Below are 16,889 nucleotides of genomic sequence, written 5' to 3' on the forward strand. Positions count from 1 at the left end.
CCCCGCGTTCGCGGGGGAACAGTCGATGCCCGAAAACCCGAGATCAGAAATCGATTGCCATGCCCTTCAGCTCCCAGTCGCCGTAGCGCGTGGGATCGCGCTCCTCCGGATCCACTGCTGGCGGTGCAACCTCGGGTTCGGGCACCGGCGTGGTCTTCGCGAGATATTCGGGTGGCTTCACATGATCGGGGCGCTGGCCCATCGCGGCTCTCCGGATTTGCGTGTTTCGGTCGTAACCGCCACATGGGCCCTCTCGCGCCGCTTTTCCATGCTTGGGCAAGCGACGCGACCCGAACGCGAAGGACCTTTGATGCCCGACTACACCCACGCCCCCGAGCCGCTCGGCGTCCCCACCCGCCGCGCCGCGCTCCGCCTGCTCGACGCCGTGCTCCGTCGCGGCGAGTCGCTCGAATCCGCGCTCCCCGCCGCCACGCGCGCGATCCACGGCCCCGATCGCGGCCTCGCCCACGCGATCGCCGCCGAGACGCTGCGCCGCCTCCCCGATCTCGACGCGATGATCGATTCGGTGACCAAGACCAACCTGCCCGACGATGCGAAGGCGCGGATGGCGCTGCGGATCGCGCTGGTCCAGGTGCTGATCCTCGGCACGCCCTCGCACGCCGCGATCTCGACCGTGCTGCCGCTGGTCGACGGCGGCCCGCGCAAACTCGTCCACGGCGTGTTCGGCACGCTGTTCCGCGCCAACATGCTGCTCCCCGAGGTGCCGACGCTGCCGGCCCCCGTCGAACTCCGCTGGGAAGCCGCGTGGGGCGAGGAAATGGTCGACGCCGCCGGCCGCGCGATCGCCCAGGTGCCGCCGCTCGACCTGACGATCGCCGACCCGGCCGAAACCGAAGGCTGGCGCGAGAAACTCGGTGGCGAAAGCTTCATGCCCGGGCACCTCCGTCTCGGCGACCACGACTCGGTCCCCGACATGGCAGGCTTTGGCGACGGCGCCTGGTGGGTGCAGGACATCGCCGCCTCGCTCCCCGCGCGCCTGCTGGGGAAGGGGGAGGGCCACGTCCTCGATCTCTGCGCAGCCCCCGGCGGCAAGACGCTGCAGCTCGCCGCGGCAGGGTGGACCGTCACCTCGGTCGATAATTCGCAGAGCCGCATCAAGCGCCTCCGCGAGAACCTGTATCGCACGCACCTGAAGGCCGAGGTCGTCAACGCCGACATCCTCGAATGGGCCCCGGCCGAGCCCGCCGACGCGATCCTGATCGACGCGCCGTGCAGCGCGACGGGCATCTTCCGCCGCCACCCCGACGTCCTCCACCGCGTCCGCCCCTCGATCATCGCCGAGACCGCAGCGCTCCAGGCGCGCATCTTCGCAAGGGCGGCGGACTGGGTGAAGCCCGGCGGCACGCTCGTCTACGCCACCTGCTCGCTCGAACCATCGGAGGGCGAAGCGCAACTCGATGCGTTCCTCGCCGCCCGCAGCGACTACACGATCGCGCCAATCGACCCGTCCGAACTTCCCGCCGGCATCACCCCCACCGAGGCCGGCACCATCCGCACGCTCCCCGGCATGCTGGCGGACCAGGGCGGCTGCGACGGCTTCTTCATCACCCGATTGAAGCGCAGCTAATAAATCCTCCCCCGCCAGGGGGAGGTGGCACCGAAGGTTACGGAGGGGGAGGACACGGAACGGGCGTGTCGCTTACCGCCCCCTCCGTCGCTTCGCGCCACCTCCCCCTGGCGGGAGAGGATTGAAACACTTCGCACCACGTGAATCCCGCGCTAGGACACTTCGCATGCATCCCGTCCGTATCGCCCCCTCCATCCTCTCCGCCGATTTCGCCAAACTCGGCGACGAAGTCCGCGCCATCGACGCGGCCGGTGCCGACTGGATCCATATCGACGTGATGGACGGCCATTTCGTCCCCAACATCTCGTTCGGCCCCGCGGTCATGAAGTCGGTCCGCGGCGTCACCACCAAGCCGTTCGACGTCCACCTCATGATCTCGCCCGTCGACGCCTATCTCGACGCGTTCGCAGACGCCGGCGCCGACTGCATCACCGTGCATTACGAGGCCGGCCCGCACATCCACCGCTCGCTCCAGCACATCAAGGGCCTCGGCAAGCGCGCGGGCATCGTGATCTGCCCCGGCACGCCCGCCAAGATGCTCGATTACCTGATCGACATGGTCGACCTCGTGCTGGTGATGAGCGTCAACCCGGGCTTCGGCGGCCAGAGCTTCATCCCGAGCCAGCTCAAGAAGATCTCGGCGATCCGCACGATGATCGAGAAGAGCGGCCGCGACATCGATCTCGAGGTCGATGGCGGCGTCGACGCCGAATGGGCCAAGCGCTGTATCGAGGCCGGTGCCGACGCGCTGGTCGCCGGCACCTCGGTGTTCCGCGGCGGCCCCGATCATTATGCCGCCAACATCGCCGCGTTGCGGGGGTGAACGACACGCCTGATCCAGTAACCGAGCCCGCCCCCGACGGGATCGAGGAAGGTCGCCGCCTGATCCGGCTCGGCGGCGACAAGGGGCTGTCGCTTGCCGATCGCCTTGCCGAGCGCTTCCACCGGCTGACCTGGCGCACGCCTATCCACACGCTGCGCTTGCGGGGACGATACCCGCTGAAGCTGATCGCGGTGCCCGACGATCCCATCCTCGGCGATATTCCGCGCGGGCATCTGCTGCTGGAGGGCGTGCTGTCGTTCCGCGGCGAGGCGCGCGATATCGAAACGCTCGATCTCGCCAAGCCCTTGCCGAAGCCGTTCGCCGAATACCTCCATAGTTTCGCCTGGCTGCGCGACCTGTCGACCGTCGCCACCCGCGCGCGGGGCGCACCGATCGCCGAATATCTGATGGGGCTCTGGCTTACCGCTTATGCCGACAAGCCCGGCGGGATCGCGTGGCGGCCTGATATGTGGGGCCGTCGCATCCTCGCCTGGACCGCGCACGCGCCGCTGATCCTGTCCTCGTCCGACCTGATCTACCGCTCGAAAGTGCTCAACGCGCTCGCCAAAGGCGCGCTGCATCTCGATCGTGCCGCCGACAAGGCACCCGCGGGTGCCCCCCGCATCGCCGCATGGTGCGGTGTCGTCGCGGCCGGCCTGCTCATCCCCGGCGGCGAGCCGCGCCAGCAATTCGGCGAGGCGGGCCTGCTCCGCGCACTTGGCACGGGCCTGTTCGACGATGGCGGCTCGGTCTCGCGCAGCCCGGCGATGTTGCTCGATTCGATCCAGTTGCTCACGCTGCTCCAGGAAAGCTACGCGGCGCGCGGGCTGGAATTGCCCGAGACCGCGGTGATGGCGCTCAACAAGATGGTCGCGGCGCTGCTCGGCGTCGCGCATGCCGATCGCGGTCTGTCGAGCTGGCAGGGCGGCGGTCCCGCCTCGGAAACGCAGGTCGCGGCGGTGATCGAGGCCAGCGGCGTCCGCACCCGCCCGCTGCGCCAGGCGCGCGACTGGGGTTATCAACGCCTCGCCGCCGGCACCGCCGTGCTGATCGTGGATGCGGCGCCCCCGCCGATCGCGCGCCTCGTCGAGGGTGGCTGCGCCTCGACGCTCGCGTTCGAATTCTCCGACGGCCCGGCGCGCATCGTCGTCAATTGCGGCGGCGCGCGCGCTGGCGTCGCGCAACTCCCGCCCGCGATGGTCGAAGGCTTGCGCTCGACCGCTGCGCATTCGACGCTGACGATCGCCGACAGCAATTCGACCGCGATCCTTGCCGACGGCACGCTCGGCCGCGGTGTCGCCGAGGTCGAGCTCAGCCGCCAGGAATCGGAGGCCGCGAGCCGGATCGAGGCGAGCCATGACGGCTATGTCCGCCGCTGGGGTTTCCTCCACCGCCGCCAGCTGATGCTGACCGGCGACGGCCGCGAACTCCGCGGCGAGGACGCGCTGCTCCCGCAGGGCCGCAAGCGCCGCGTCGGCCTGTCGCTGTTCTCGATCCGCTTCCATTTGGGCGCAGGTGTCCAAGTGTCGCCCACCGCCGACGGCCTAGGCGCGATCCTTCGCCTGCCAGGCGGACCGCTATGGCAGTTCCGCTGCCGCGGCGGCGCGCTGGTGGTCGAGGACAGCGTCTGGATCGACTCCGACGGCCGCCCCGTCGCGACGCAGCAGCTGATGATCACCGGCGAAGCGGCGGCCGGCGGCGCCAGTGTAAGCTGGGCGCTGAAAAAGGCCTGACGGTCTTTTTGACCTCCACCCCGGCGAAGGCCGGGGCCCAATTGGAAAGGTGGCAATAACGAAGCGCGATCCTCCGTTAGCGACCTCCCCCGATTGGACCCCGGCCTCCGCCGGGGCGGTACTTTTCGCGGCGGCAGCACGGTCTTCCTACTTCGTCATTCCCGCGGAGGCGGGAACCCATATTGGCGAACCTTGCGATAGAAGCGCTGGCTCCAGAGGATATGAATCCCCGGCTGCGCGGGGATGACGGCGTTGGTCAATGAGTCCCGCCCCCTGTTCCCCAACGTCAACCGACGCTAAGGCCCGCCGCACGGCGACTCCACGAAAGACCCCCATGACCAGCATCCCGATCACCCTGCCTATTCGGCGCGCGCTCCTGTCCGTTTCCGACAAGACCGGAATCGTCGATCTCGGCACGGCGCTGGCCAGCCACGGTGTCGAGCTCGTCTCCACCGGCGGCACCGCCACCGCCCTCCGCGCCGCCGGCCTGACGGTACGCGACGTCAGCGAACTCACCGGCTTCCCCGAGATGATGGACGGCCGCGTCAAGACGCTCCACCCGATGGTCCACGGCGGCCTCCTCGCGGTCCGCGACGACGCCGGCCATGCCGCCTCGATGGCCGAGCACAAGATCGGCGCGATCGACCTCGTGATCGTCAATCTCTACCCGTTCGAAGCCACCGTCGCGAAGGGCGCGGACCGCGACACCGTGATCGAGAATATCGACATCGGCGGCCCCAGCATGGTGCGGTCGGCGGCCAAGAACCACGCCTATGTCGCGATCGTCACCGACCCTGCCGACTATGCGCTCGTCGCGGGCGGCACCACGACGCTCGACGACCGCAAGCGCCTTGCCGCGAAGGCGTTCGCCACCACCGCCGCCTATGATTCGGCGATCGCGACGTGGTTCGGCACCGTCGACCAGGCCGAGGAATTCCCCGCCACGCTGCCGATCACGCTGAAGCGCGGCGACAGCTTGCGCTACGGCGAAAACCCGCACCAGTCCGCGGCCTTCTATACGGCAACAGGAAACGTCCGCGGTATCGGCCAGGCCCGCCAGCTCCAGGGCAAGGCGCTCAGCTACAACAACCTCAACGACGCAGACGCAGCCCTCGAACTCATCGCCGAATTCCGCGACGCTGAGCCTTCCGTCGTGATCGTCAAGCACGCCAACCCCTGCGGCGTCGCCACCGCGTCGACGCTCGCCGAAGCCTATGCCGCCGCGTTCGCCTGCGACACGGTCTCCGCATTCGGCGGCATCATCGCCGTCAACCGTCGCCTCGACGCCGAAACCGCGCGCGCGATCACCGGCATCTTCACCGAGGTCGTCGTCGCCCCCGACGCGGACGACGACGCGATCGCGCTGTTCGCCGCCAAGAAGAACCTCCGCCTGCTGCTGACCGGCGACCTCCCCGATCCCGCCCGCACCGGCCTTACGGCAAAGTCGATCGCCGGCGGCTGGCTCGTCCAGGGTCGTGACAACGGCACGCCGGGTGAGTTGACCGTCGTCACCAAGCGCCAGCCGACCGAGCAGGAGCTGATCGACTGCCGCTTCGCCTGGACCGTCGCCAAGCACACCAAGTCCAACGCGATCGTCTACGCCAAGGACGGCAGCACCGCCGGGATCGGCGCGGGCCAGATGAACCGCCTCGAATCCGCGCGCATCGCCGCGTGGAAGGCGAAGGACGCCGCCGACAAGGCCGGCTGGTCGACCCCGCGCACGATCGGCTCGGCGGTCGCCTCCGACGCGTTCTTCCCCTTCGCCGACGGTTTGCTGGCGGCAGTCGAGGCGGGGGCGACCGCGGTGATCCAGCCCGGCGGCTCGATCCGCGACGCCGACGTCATCGCGGCGGCCGACGAAGCCGGCCTGGCAATGGTCTTCACCGGCATGCGCCACTTTCGGCATTGAGTTAGGGTTGGCCGGTAGGGGTGAGGCGGTACCCTCCGCCGCCCCACCCGCCCGTCATGCCGGGCTCGTTCCGGCATCCACGGTCCCGCAAACCAAACGTACCTGAGTACGCGGTCCGGTGGATGCCGGAACAAGCCCGGCATGACGGGACAGCAAATGCCCGTTTTTCGGGCACCTTCACCGCACTGCACAAGTTTTAACCGCAAACTTCCCTCTGCTCGCCCGCAAAGCACACCTCACCCCTCCATACCGCAACTGGCACGCACATTGCGAGGCTCCCCCCATACAACTGGGGAAGGGGGCGCGATGAAACTCGTCATTGCCATCATCAAGCCGTTCAAGCTGGACGAGGTGCGCGAAGCGCTCACCACGATCGGCGTGGCGGGTATGACGGTCACCGAAGTCAAGGGTTTCGGCCGTCAAAAGGGCCAGACCGAGATCTATCGGGGGGCCGAGTACAGCACCAACATGGTGCCCAAGATCAAGATCGAGGTGGTCTGCGCGGCCAGCCTGTCCGACCGCGTGGTCGAGGCGATCCAGGCGTCGGCGAACACCGGCGCGATCGGCGATGGCAAGATCTTCGTGCTCGACGTCGGCCAGGCGGTGCGCATCCGCACCGGCGAAACCGACGATTCAGCGCTCTGAGGGGGGACACGATGAAGCATGATATGAAGACAACCGCCTCGGCGGTTCTAGGGTTAGGAGCGGCGATGATCGCCGCCGTGCCCGCCTGGGCGCAAGAGGTCGCGGCGCCCGTCGTCGCACCGGTGGTTGCCACCGTGAACAAGGGCGACACCGCCTGGATGATGACCTCGACGGTCCTCGTCCTGATGATGATCCTGCCGGGTCTCGCGCTGTTCTACGGCGGTCTTACCCGCTCGAAGAACATGCTGTCGACGATGACGCAGATCGGCGCCGTCGCGGCGCTCGCGATGCTGATCTGGGTGATGTGGGGCTATACGCTGGCATTCGGTCCGGACGTCACCAACCCGCTGCTCAGCAACTTCATCGGCAGCCTCGACAAGGCATTCCTCAAGGGCGTCACGCCAGCCTCGCAGGCGGCGACCTTCACCGCCGGCGTCGAGATCCCCGAATATGTCTTCATCTGCTTCCAGATGACCTTCGCCGCGATCACCATCGCGCTGGTCCTGGGCTCGGTCGTCGAGCGCATGAAGTTCTCGGCCGTGATGGTGTTCGGCCTCGTCTGGCTGACGATCGTCTATTTCCCGATCGCGCACATGGTCTGGGCATCGAGCGGCTATTTCTTCAAGGCGGGCGCACTCGACTTCGCCGGCGGCACCGTGGTCCACATCAACGCCGGCGTCTCGGCACTGGTCGCGGCGCTGATCCTGGGCAAGCGCATCGGCTATCCGAAGGAGCCGATGGCGCCGCACTCGCTGGTCATGACCGGCATCGGCACCGGGCTGCTCTGGGTTGGCTGGTTCGGCTTTAACGCCGGCTCCGCGCTCGAGGCGAACGGTTCGGCCGGGCTCGCGATGATCAACACCTTCGTCGCCACCGCATCCGCCGCGCTGTTCTGGATGCTTGCCGAGAAGCTCTCGGGTCACAAGGGGTCTGCGCTCGGCTTCTGCTCGGGCATCGTCGCCGGCCTCGTCGCCGTCACGCCGGCCGCGGGCAATTCCGGCCCGTTCGGTGCCATCGTCCTTGGCGCGATCGCCTCGCTCGTCTGCTTCATGGCGGTGTCGAAGCTCAAGCCGATGCTCGGTTACGACGACTCGCTCGACGCCTTCGGGATCCACGGCATCGGCGGCATGATCGGCGCGATCGGCACCGCGGTGGTCTACGCTCCCTCGCTCGGCGGACCTGGTCCGGTCGACTATGCGATGGGTGCCAAGCTGCTGGTGCAGTTCCAGGCGGTGATCGTGACGATCATCTGGGCCTCGGTCGGCACCGCGATCGCGATCTTCATCGCCAAGGCAGCGACCGGTCTTCGGGTCTCGCCGGAAGTCGAACACGAGGGTCTCGACATCGGCGAACACGGCGAACGCGCCTACAACTGAACACCTGATCGGTAGCGCGCCACCCGAGCCCGCACCCACGACGTTCCTCCTGCGGACAACCTTGGCTCGGTGTGGCGACACACCGGGCCATTTTTTGTTGGTCTATCGAAGTAGTACTTCGACCGAGGTCAGCGAGCAGGGTAGGGGGAGGGCACTCCTCCCTTGTTCTCCCGCGAACGCGGGAGCCCAGGACCAAGCAAAGCGACACTGATGGAATGCTCCTTCCGCCCGCGGGAGGGGAGCCGAAAGTGCCGCCACCTGCTTGCGTTCGACCCTCAGGCCCTAGCCGCCAGTACCACCCCGGCGAAGGCCAGGGCCCAATTGGGGAACGGCGATGACGAAGGACGATCCCCAGTTACATCGACCTCACCAATTGGACCCCGGCCTCCGCCGGGGTGGTAAAGAGGTCGGACATCAAGAGCTCAGACCACCCCACCCGTTCGTGCTGAGTAGAGACCGAGTAGCTCCGTCAGGAGCGTATCGAGGGCTCGTATCGAAGCATAAGGCCGCGCGCGCCAACCTGTCCTTCGACACGCCGCTTCGACAAGCTCAGCAGCTGTTCAGGACGAACGGGTGGGAAAGGGAGGCCGGGGCCCGGGCCAGGGCCAGGGCGCGCAAGGCGCGACCGCAACGGGTGTCCCCGACTAAACCCGCACACCCTTGGGCGCCAACCGCCGGATATCCAGCACATCGACCTGCGCCAGCATCACCGCGCCAAGCACCTTGTCTCCGGTCTCGACGAGGATCCCCTCATGCGTCGCGCGCACCGTCCGCCATGCGACCTCGCGTACCGCCAGCCGCTTGCCGACCCGCTTCACCGCCGCGACGCGACCATCGTCCGCCACCGCCAGAGCACCCTTGCCATCCGCGCCCACGACGGCCCCCGCCACCGCAAACCCGTGCAACTGCGCCTGCGCCGCATCCGCCGCCTCTTCCGGCGTCTCGATCTTCACCACGCGGCGCGCCCGGACGATCGCCCACGCTGCGCAGATGCCGATGATCGCCAAAAGCGCAACGACCACGCCGCCGATCGCATAGGGCCCGACCAGATAGGGCCCGATCGCAACAGGGCTCATCGCGGCCCTGCGAGCGCGTCCAGCATCGGGCGAATACCGCGCAGGTCATACCCTGCGTCCTCGGCCTGCGCGAGCAGCAGGTTCGGGTTGCGCCCCGCCTTCGCCGCCGCCAGCGCCCACAGATTGCAGCTCCGCGTCCCCGACCGGCAATAGGCCAGCACCGGCCCCTTAGACTCGGTCAGCGCCTGCGTCATCGCGTCGATCTGCGGATGCGAGAACCCCGCATGCGTCACCGGAATCGCGACATAGGCCAGCCCCGCCGCCTCCGCCGCCGCGCGGATCGAGTCACCCGAAGGCTGCCCCGCATCCTCGTCGTCGGGCCGGTTGTTGACGATCGTCGTGTATCCCGCCGCCGCAAGCTCTGCGACATGCTCGACCGCGATCTGCGGCGCGACCGAAATACTTTCGTTGATTTGCCGTATCATGCGGACTCGCGGATCACCTCAAGGAAGGCATCCCCATAGGCGTCGAGTTTGCGCGCGCCAATGCCTGAAAGCAGGCTCAACTCGGCCCGCGATCCGGGCCGTTGCCGGGCAATGTCACGCAGCACCGAATCGTGGAAGATCACATACGGCGGAACGCCCGCTTCCTTCGCCAGATCGCGCCGTCGCACCCGCAACGCCTCGAACAGCGGATCGTCCACGGGGTTCGGCGTCGCGCCCGGCGCCGCCTTGCGCCGCCGCTCGCGCTTGGGCGGCACGATCACCGACAGCGCCGACTCGCCCTTCAGGATCGCCTTGGCCGCCGGCCCGAATTCGAGGCCGCCATGCGGATTGGTGCGCAGCGCATCCTTCAGCATCAGCGCGCGCGACACGGGCTTCAGCAGCGCCACCTCGTCGCCATCGACGATCCCGTACACCGACAGCGCCTCATGCCCGTTCATCAGGCTTCGCTCCGACGATACCCCCGTCAGGATCCCCTCGATATAGCCGACGCCGTACATCTGCCCGGTCCGAAACACCGCCGACAGGAATTTCCGCGCCGTCTCGGTCGCGTCCACCGCATCGACATTGCCGAGGCAATTGTCGCAGTTGCCGCAATCCTCCAGCCGCTCCTCGCCGAAATGCTTGAGCAGGATCCGTCGCCGGCACCCTGCGGTCTCGACCAGCCCGCCCATCGCCGCCAGCCGCTGGCGTTCGCCCGCCTGCCGCTCGGGCTCGACCTCACCGATCCGCTGGCGTGCGCGCGCGAAATCTTCCGCGCCCCAGAACAGATGCGCGATCGCCGGATCGCCGTCGCGCCCCGCGCGCCCGGTTTCCTGATAATAGGCCTCGATCGATTTCGGCAGCCCGGCATGCGCCACGAACCGCACGTCGGGCTTGTCGATCCCCATCCCGAACGCGACCGTGGCGCAGATCACCATGTCCTCGCTCGCGACGAAATCCGCCTGGTTCTTCGCGCGGATGTGCGGGTCCAGCCCTGCATGATAGGCGCGCGTCGGCCGTCCGCTCCGCCCCAGCGCCTCGGCCAGCTTCTCGGTCGCAGCCCGCGTCTGCGCATAGACGATGCCCGGCCCCGGGATCTTCTCGAGGATGTCGGCGATCTGCCGGTTGACGTTGTCGCGGGGGGAAATCGCATAGCGGATGTTCGGCCGGTCGAACCCCGACACGATCAGCCCCTCGCGCGATATCCCCAGCTGTTCCAGGATATCCGCCCGAGTATGCGCATCCGCCGTCGCCGTCAGCGCGAGCCGCGGCACGTCCGGAAAGCTGTCGAGCAACGGCCGCAACAACCGGTAGTCCGGCCGGAAGTCATGCCCCCATTCGCTGACGCAGTGTGCCTCGTCGATCGCGAACAGGCTGATCTTCGCCTGGCTCAGGAGATTGCGAAAACTCTCGTTCGAAGCCCGCTCCGGCGCGACGTACAGCAAATCGAGATCGCCCGCCCGAAACCGTGCGATCGTCTCCTCACGGTTCGTATCGACCGAGGTCAGCGTCGCCGCCTTGATCCCGACCGCGGTCGCGGCGCGCAACTGGTCGTGCATCAGCGCGATCAGCGGCGACACGACCACGCACGTCCCCTCCAGCATCGTCGCCGGCAACTGGTAACACAGAGACTTTCCCGCGCCCGTCGGCATGACGGCCAGCGTACGCTGCCCGGCGAGCACCCGATCGACCACATCGCGTTGCACCCCCCGAAACTCGGGAAAACCAAAGATACGCTGCAGGTCGGGAAGGGGGTCGAGCATCCCCGGCGATCTAGGCCCCGCATGCCGCTGCGTCGAGGGCGCGAATACATTCATACTCGCGCGGAAAGGCGTTGCCGCCGTTTCACGATGTGCGACACCCTGCGCATTGGGGTGTTGGAGATGGCATGACAGGCTCGGTTTCACGCGGGATTGCCGCAGCACTCATCCTAGCCGGAAGCGCGGCCTTGGCTGCGGACAAGGCGCCGCCAGTTCGCGACGTGCCGATCGGCGGCATGATCGCCGCGACGATCGACGGCAAGCCGGTCAGCCTGCGCGTCGATCCCGGCGCACCCGGGCTCATACTGATGACGACGCCTGCCGCCGAGCAACTGGGATTGAAAGGCGGCATGATGGAACTCGGCTATTCGGTCGGCGGGCAGGGCGCGATGCAGGCCACGACCGTGCGGCCGATGACGTTCGGAACCACCCCCGTAAAACGCCGCATTGGTTTTCCCAGCCGCAGGAAGGGGTCCGCCGACGGTCTCTGGGTCGGCCGCGCCTATGCGACCGTGGGCGACGGCAGTATCGGGCCGGGTTCGCTGCCCGAGCCGGTCGTACGCATCGCCCTCCGTGCGCCCCGCGCCGGCGAACGGACGGTCGCGCTGCCGATGGTCGATGGCGGCGGGCTGTTCGGGCGATTGTCGGGCGTGTTCGCGCAGATCGTCATCGGCGGCCAGCCGGTGCGCGTCCGCTTCGATCCCTATCACCCGCGCACCACGGTTACCGCCAACGCCGCATCGCTGATCGCCGAGGCGCAGCGCGGCACGCTCACCGGCACCGCCGAACCGGTCGAGATCGCCTTCGGCATCGTCCGGCCCGTCCGTACGATGACGCTCGCGACCCCGCTCGCGGTCGGCCCGCTGCTGCTATCGACGTTAGGCGTCCGCACCGGCGACGTCGGCAGCGCCGCCGCGATCCCCGAGGCCGAGGCCGACGCCGCCCCGCCCGACCCCGACGAGATCGTCGTCACCGCCAAGGGCAAGCGCGACCCCAAACACGACCGCCTGACGCTCGGCGCGGATGTGCTCGATCGGTGCTCCGAAATCGTGTTCGACAAACCGGCGAAACAGGTCCGGCTGACCTGCGGCTAGGGTCGATCCGTCCAATACCGATCATTTAGCGATCTTGCTAATTAGCGATATGGCTAATAGATATGATCGATGGATTCGGTCTTCGACGCTCTCGCGCATCCGACTCGCCGCCGCATTCTCGAACTGCTGAAAAGCGGCGCGATGACCGCGGGGGCGCTGGCCGATGCGTTCGCGGTGTCGAAACCGACCATGTCCAACCACTTCGCCAAGCTGAAGGCCGCCGGCCTCATCCAGGCCGAGAGCCGGGGGACGTCGATCGTCTACACGCTCGACCTGTCGGTGATGGAGGAGGTGGTGATGGGCTTCATGGGGCGGCTCCGCGTCGGCGCCGCGGATGACGATAAGGGGGACGAGACATGCGCTACCGAAACCTCATCATAGCCTCTGCGGTGACCGCGGCGGGGCTTGCGATCGTCGCCGCGGTCGCGCTCGGGCGTTTGCCGGCGGGTACGAAGCTGCCGACGCATTGGGGCGCCGACGGACTGCCCGACGGCTTCGCCAATGCGGGGACCGCCTTGTTCATGCCCGTTGCGCTGAGCGTCGTGGTGTCGCTGGTCATGGCGGCCTTGCCGTCGCTCGAACCGATGCAGCACAAGCTCGAACAATCCGCGCCGCTCTTTCGCACCGCGTGGGGCGGAATGCTCGGGATCCTGATCCTGGTCGAGGCGATGGTCGCCGCGCCGGCCTTCGGGTTCGCGCTGCCCGCGACGACGATGCTGGTCGGGATCGGCGTGCTGTTCGTGGCGCTCGGCAACGTCCTGCCAAAGTCGCGCCCCGGCTTCTTCGTCGGCATCCGCACGCCCTGGGCGATCATGGATGCCGACAACTGGATCGCCACGCACCGCTATGGCGGCCGCATCATGATGGGGGCGGGGTTCGGGCTGGTCCTGGTCGCACTGCTGCCGATGCAAGGCGAAACGCGCACGTCGTTCGTCACAGCGCTGCTGCTGGTGATGGTGACGACGCCGATCCTCTACTCGTTCTTCTACTGGCGGCGGACTCACCGGGCGGGGTGAGTTTGGTTGGGACTAGCGCGGTAGCGATGCGTCGATCGTTATTGCCGGTTCGGAACGCGTCGCTACTCGGCCGCCAGCGCCCCCGCATCGTCCCCCGCGCGCTCCTGCGCCTGCCGGTTCCACATCTCCGCATAGACGCCGGCCCGGCGCAGCAGCTCGCCATGCGTCCCCTTCTCGACGATCCGCCCCGCCTCCAGCACGACGATCTGGTCCGCATGCACCACGGTCGACAGACGGTGCGCGATCACGATCGTGGTGCGGCCGCGCTCGATCGCCTCCAGCGTATCGAGAATTTCTGCCTCGGTCCGGCTGTCCAGCGCCGACGTCGCCTCGTCCAGAATCAAGATCGGCGGGTTCTTCAACAGCGTTCGCGCGATCGCGACGCGCTGTTTCTCGCCGCCCGACAGCTTCAACCCGCGCTCGCCGACCCGCGTTTCATATCCCAAAGGCTGGCGCTCGATGAAGCCCGAGATCGCCGCGCCCTTTGCCGCCGTCTCCACCGCCACCATGTCCGCACCCTCGCGGCCATAGGCGATGTTGTAGCCGATCGTGTCGTTGAACAGCACGGTATCCTGCGGCACGATCCCGATCGCCGCGCGCAACGACGCCTGCGCGACCTGCGAAATGTCCTGCCCGTCGACGGTGATCCGCCCGCCCGTCAGGTCGTAGAACCGGTACAGCAACCGCGCGAGCGTCGACTTGCCCGCGCCCGACGGCCCGACCACCGCCAGCGTCGATCCCGCCGGCACGTCCAGCTCGAGGTCGCGCAGGATCGGCCGCCCGGCATCGTAGCCGAACGACACCCCCTCGAACCGCACATGCCCCGCGCTCACCGCCAGCGCCGGCGCACCCGGCGCGTCGACGACCGTGGCCGGCGTATCGATCAGGTCGAACATCGCCGCCATGTCGAGCGCACCCTGCCGGATCGTCCGGTACACCATCCCGAGCAGGTCGAGTGGTCGGAACAGCTGCGCCAGCAGCGTCGACACGAACACCACGTCGCCCGCCGAGGCCTCGCCCCGGCTCCACCGCCACACGACGAAGCCCATGCCCCCCGCCAGCATCACATTGGTGATCAGCGCCTGGCCGAGGTTCAGCCACGCCAGCGAATTCTCGCTCTTCACCGCGGCCTCGGAATAGGCCGAGATCGCGTCGTCGTAGCGCCGCGCCTCGCGCTCCTCCGCGCCGAAATACTTCACCGTCTCGAAGTTCAGCAGCGAATCCACCGCATGCGCCACCGCGCCGGTATCGAGGTCGTTCATGCGTGCCCTGAGCGCATTGCGCCAGTCGGTCACCATTCGCGTGAAGAGGATATAGCCGACCACCATCACGATCGTCGCGATCACCAGCGGCCAGCCGAACTTGGTCCAGAACAGCCCGAGCACCAGCACCAGTTCGAACACCGTCGGCGCGATGTTGAACAGCAGGAAATACAGCATCGTGTCGATGCTCTTGGTGCCGCGCTCGACCACCTTGGTGACCGCGCCCGTCCGCCGCGACAGATGGAAATCGAGGCTCAGCGCATGCAAATGCCGAAACACCTGCGCCGCCAGCCGCCGCGACGCGTCCTGCCCGACCCGCTCGAACACCGCGTTGCGTAAGTTGTCGAACAAGGTCGTCCCGAACCGCGACGCCGCGTAGCCGATCACCAGCAGCACCACGAGCGTCAGCGCGGTCCGGTCGTTCCCCGCCATCGCGTCGACCGCGTATTTCAGCGTGAATGCCGCGCCGAACACCTGGATCAGCTTCGAGCCGATCACGAGCAGCATCGCGACGACGATCCGCGCCTTCAGCTTGGGCTGCCCCGCCGGCCACAGGAACGGCAGGAAACGGCGAAGCGTCGGCAGCAACGGCTGATCCGCGCGCGTGGAGGTGTAGCTGTCAGGGGGCATCGATCGATGCGATGTAGGCGCGGTCAAGCCCCGGTAAAAGCAGTTTGACGGAACAATTCGCCCGGTTCGCCGCTTTTGTCCGTAACTGGAGAGTGCAATGGAACCGCTGTTCTACGTCATGGCGATACTGGGATGCAGCGACGGCAACGTCAGGTGCACCGAGGCGCGCGTTATCCCGGCACGGTACGAGACGATGGCGCAGTGCCGCGCGGCATTGCCCGATCAGCTCGCGCAGAATACCGACGTTCCCTATCCGATGATCGGCGCGAACTGCCGCGCGAGCGGGCAGCTTATGGCGAAGGCGGGCAAGGCAAAGTCGCAGGGCTAAGCTCCCTTCCGTCACGCCCCCGTCCGTCACGTACACCGTCCGTCATGCCGGGCTTGTTCCGGAATTCACTCGTCCCCGGACCTAGTGCGTGAGGATGTGCGGAACGGTGGATCTCGGAACAAGTCCGGGAACGGATGGTCGGGACGCGTCAGTCCCGAGGCCGCGTCCACAATCGTGCATCCCTAGGAGCCCGCGGATACAGCGTTTCCCGCCGCGCCGCCTCCCGCGCCGCCTTGGCGATAAACCCCAGCTTCTGCGCCCCCGACGTCGTCACCCGGTGATCCCACGCATGTTCGCCGCGCGTCGCCACCGCGCGCCCGATCGCGCCATAAATCCCCGCCGCCGATAGCACCGCCCAGGCCGACCGGAACGACAACGCCGGCGTCCCCTCGCGTGCGCTCGCCTCGAACGCCGCCGCGCGCTCCGCCATCCGCTTGGTCAGCACCGCGAGGCGCGATCGGAACGGTGGCTTCATGTGTTGGCCCGGTGGAAAGTCCATCTCGACCAGCCACTCCTCGGGCACGTAGCAGCGCCCGACCCGGTCATCCTCCTCGATGTCGCGCATGATGTTGGCGAGCTGGAACGCCATCCCCAGGTCGCACGCGCGATCGAGCGTGTCCTCGTCATCGGGATCGACGCCCATCGCGATCGCCATCATGCAGCCGACGACGCCCGCGACATGGTAGCAATATTTGTACAGGTCGTTCTCCGACCGCGGCCGCCACTCGCGCGCATCCAGCGCGAACCCCTCGACCAGATCGCGCGCGAACCGCTTGGGCATGCCGGTCTCGGCCGCAACGATTCGCAGCGCATCGAACGCCGGCTCGCCGACCACCTGGCCCGCCAGCGCCTGCTCGGTCATCGCCGACAAAGCCACCAGCCGCGCCGGGGCGTCGTCGACCACGGTCATCCCGTGCCCATGATCCTGTCCATCGGCGATATCGTCGCACCGCCGGCACCACGCATAGAGCAGCCACGCCCGCTCGCGCGTCGGCTTGTCGAACAACAGGCTGGCCGCGGCAAAGCTCTTGGAGCCTATCGCGATCGACTTCTTGGCCGCCGCGACGATCTCCGCACGGGAAAGGGTGGGGGGAGTCATACCCGCCCCCATGCTACCACCCCGGCGAAGGCCGGGGCCCAGTTGGGGGACAGATATTGGTTGGCGTTGCGCGTCGTCACCTCAACCTTTCCAACTGGGCCCCGGCCTTCGCCGGGGTGGCGGTG

16 protein-coding genes are annotated in these 16,889 nt (G+C 67.8%); 10 read left to right on the top strand and 6 right to left on the bottom strand.

Annotation, left to right across the window (positions count from 1 at the left end; all coding sequences use genetic code 11):
* Positions 1-43: 43 nt before the first annotated feature.
* Positions 44-202, bottom strand: a complete 159-nt coding sequence (locus EQZ23_RS13180) for a DUF1674 domain-containing protein (protein WP_128454907.1) — start codon at positions 200-202, stop codon at positions 44-46.
* A gap of 108 nt (positions 203-310) precedes the next feature.
* Between EQZ23_RS13180 and EQZ23_RS13185 the strand changes: the two genes are divergently transcribed.
* The 6 genes from EQZ23_RS13185 (at position 311) to EQZ23_RS13210 (ending at position 8,074) form a co-directional block, all read left to right on the top strand.
* On the top strand, positions 311-1,588 hold the full coding sequence (locus EQZ23_RS13185; protein WP_128454908.1) for a transcription antitermination factor NusB: 1,278 nt from the start codon (positions 311-313) through the stop codon (positions 1,586-1,588).
* Between the two features lie 166 nt (positions 1,589-1,754).
* Positions 1,755-2,411, top strand: a complete 657-nt coding sequence (gene rpe, locus EQZ23_RS13190; RefSeq protein WP_128454909.1) for a ribulose-phosphate 3-epimerase — start codon at positions 1,755-1,757, stop codon at positions 2,409-2,411.
* Positions 2,408-4,144 carry a heparinase II/III family protein gene (locus EQZ23_RS13195; RefSeq protein WP_240663570.1) on the top strand — a complete coding sequence of 579 codons (1,737 nt, stop codon included), beginning with the start codon at positions 2,408-2,410 and terminating at the stop codon, positions 4,142-4,144. Before rpe ends, EQZ23_RS13195 begins: the two co-directional genes overlap by 4 nt.
* Before the next feature lie 334 nt (positions 4,145-4,478).
* A complete protein-coding gene (gene purH, locus EQZ23_RS13200) occupies positions 4,479-6,053 on the top strand; it encodes a bifunctional phosphoribosylaminoimidazolecarboxamide formyltransferase/IMP cyclohydrolase (protein WP_128454911.1) in 1,575 nt (524 codons plus the stop codon).
* Positions 6,054-6,359: 306 nt separating this feature from the next.
* Positions 6,360-6,698 (top strand): P-II family nitrogen regulator, encoded by a 339-nt coding sequence (locus EQZ23_RS13205; protein WP_056053652.1) that lies wholly within the window; start codon positions 6,360-6,362, stop codon positions 6,696-6,698.
* 23 nt (positions 6,699-6,721) lie between these two features.
* On the top strand, positions 6,722-8,074 hold the full coding sequence (locus tag EQZ23_RS13210; RefSeq protein WP_128454912.1) for an ammonium transporter: 1,353 nt from the start codon (positions 6,722-6,724) through the stop codon (positions 8,072-8,074).
* Positions 8,075-8,718: 644 nt separating this feature from the next.
* Here the strand turns inward: EQZ23_RS13210 and EQZ23_RS13215 are convergent.
* Genes EQZ23_RS13215 through recQ form a run of 3 tightly spaced genes read right to left on the bottom strand, consistent with a single transcriptional unit; the run spans position 8,719 to position 11,338 of the window.
* Positions 8,719-9,150 carry a hypothetical protein gene (locus EQZ23_RS13215; protein WP_128454913.1) on the bottom strand — a complete coding sequence of 144 codons (432 nt, stop codon included), beginning with the start codon at positions 9,148-9,150 and terminating at the stop codon, positions 8,719-8,721.
* Complete coding sequence (locus EQZ23_RS13220) at positions 9,147-9,575, bottom strand: TIGR01244 family sulfur transferase (RefSeq protein ID WP_128454914.1); 429 nt, start codon at positions 9,573-9,575, stop codon at positions 9,147-9,149. Before EQZ23_RS13220 ends, EQZ23_RS13215 begins: the two co-directional genes overlap by 4 nt.
* Positions 9,572-11,338, bottom strand: a complete 1,767-nt coding sequence (gene recQ, locus EQZ23_RS13225; protein ID WP_128454915.1) for a DNA helicase RecQ — start codon at positions 11,336-11,338, stop codon at positions 9,572-9,574. Before recQ ends, EQZ23_RS13220 begins: the two co-directional genes overlap by 4 nt.
* Before the next feature lie 125 nt (positions 11,339-11,463).
* Here recQ and EQZ23_RS13230 point away from each other — a divergent pair, with 125 nt between their 5' ends.
* The 3 genes from EQZ23_RS13230 (at position 11,464) to EQZ23_RS13240 (ending at position 13,445) form a co-directional block, all read left to right on the top strand.
* Entirely contained in the window at positions 11,464-12,429 is a 966-nt protein-coding gene (locus EQZ23_RS13230; RefSeq protein WP_128454916.1) for a hypothetical protein, read from the top strand.
* 69 nt (positions 12,430-12,498) lie between these two features.
* Complete coding sequence (locus EQZ23_RS13235) at positions 12,499-12,810, top strand: metalloregulator ArsR/SmtB family transcription factor (protein ID WP_128454917.1); 312 nt, start codon at positions 12,499-12,501, stop codon at positions 12,808-12,810.
* Positions 12,786-13,445: an SdpI family protein gene (locus tag EQZ23_RS13240; RefSeq protein ID WP_128454918.1), complete on the top strand. Its 660-nt coding sequence runs from the start codon at positions 12,786-12,788 to the stop codon at positions 13,443-13,445. Before EQZ23_RS13235 ends, EQZ23_RS13240 begins: the two co-directional genes overlap by 25 nt.
* 62 nt (positions 13,446-13,507) lie before the next feature.
* On the opposite strand, the gene EQZ23_RS13245 is transcribed toward EQZ23_RS13240, so the two are convergent.
* The gene (locus EQZ23_RS13245; RefSeq protein ID WP_128454919.1) at positions 13,508-15,337 is read right to left on the bottom strand and encodes an ABC transporter ATP-binding protein/permease; all 1,830 of its coding nucleotides are present in this window, start codon (positions 15,335-15,337) and stop codon (positions 13,508-13,510) included.
* 97 nt (positions 15,338-15,434) lie between these two features.
* On the opposite strand from EQZ23_RS13245, the gene EQZ23_RS13250 reads away from it, so the two are divergent.
* Positions 15,435-15,665: a hypothetical protein gene (locus tag EQZ23_RS13250; protein ID WP_128454920.1), complete on the top strand. Its 231-nt coding sequence runs from the start codon at positions 15,435-15,437 to the stop codon at positions 15,663-15,665.
* A 148-nt stretch (positions 15,666-15,813) separates the two neighbouring features.
* Here the strand turns inward: EQZ23_RS13250 and EQZ23_RS13255 are convergent, their stop codons facing one another.
* A complete protein-coding gene (locus EQZ23_RS13255) occupies positions 15,814-16,764 on the bottom strand; it encodes a phytoene/squalene synthase family protein (protein ID WP_128454921.1) in 951 nt (316 codons plus the stop codon).
* Positions 16,765-16,889 lie beyond the last annotated feature (125 nt).

The sequence above is a fragment of the Sphingomonas sp. UV9 genome, assembly GCF_004101245.1.
GTDB lineage: Bacteria > Pseudomonadota > Alphaproteobacteria > Sphingomonadales > Sphingomonadaceae > Sphingomonas.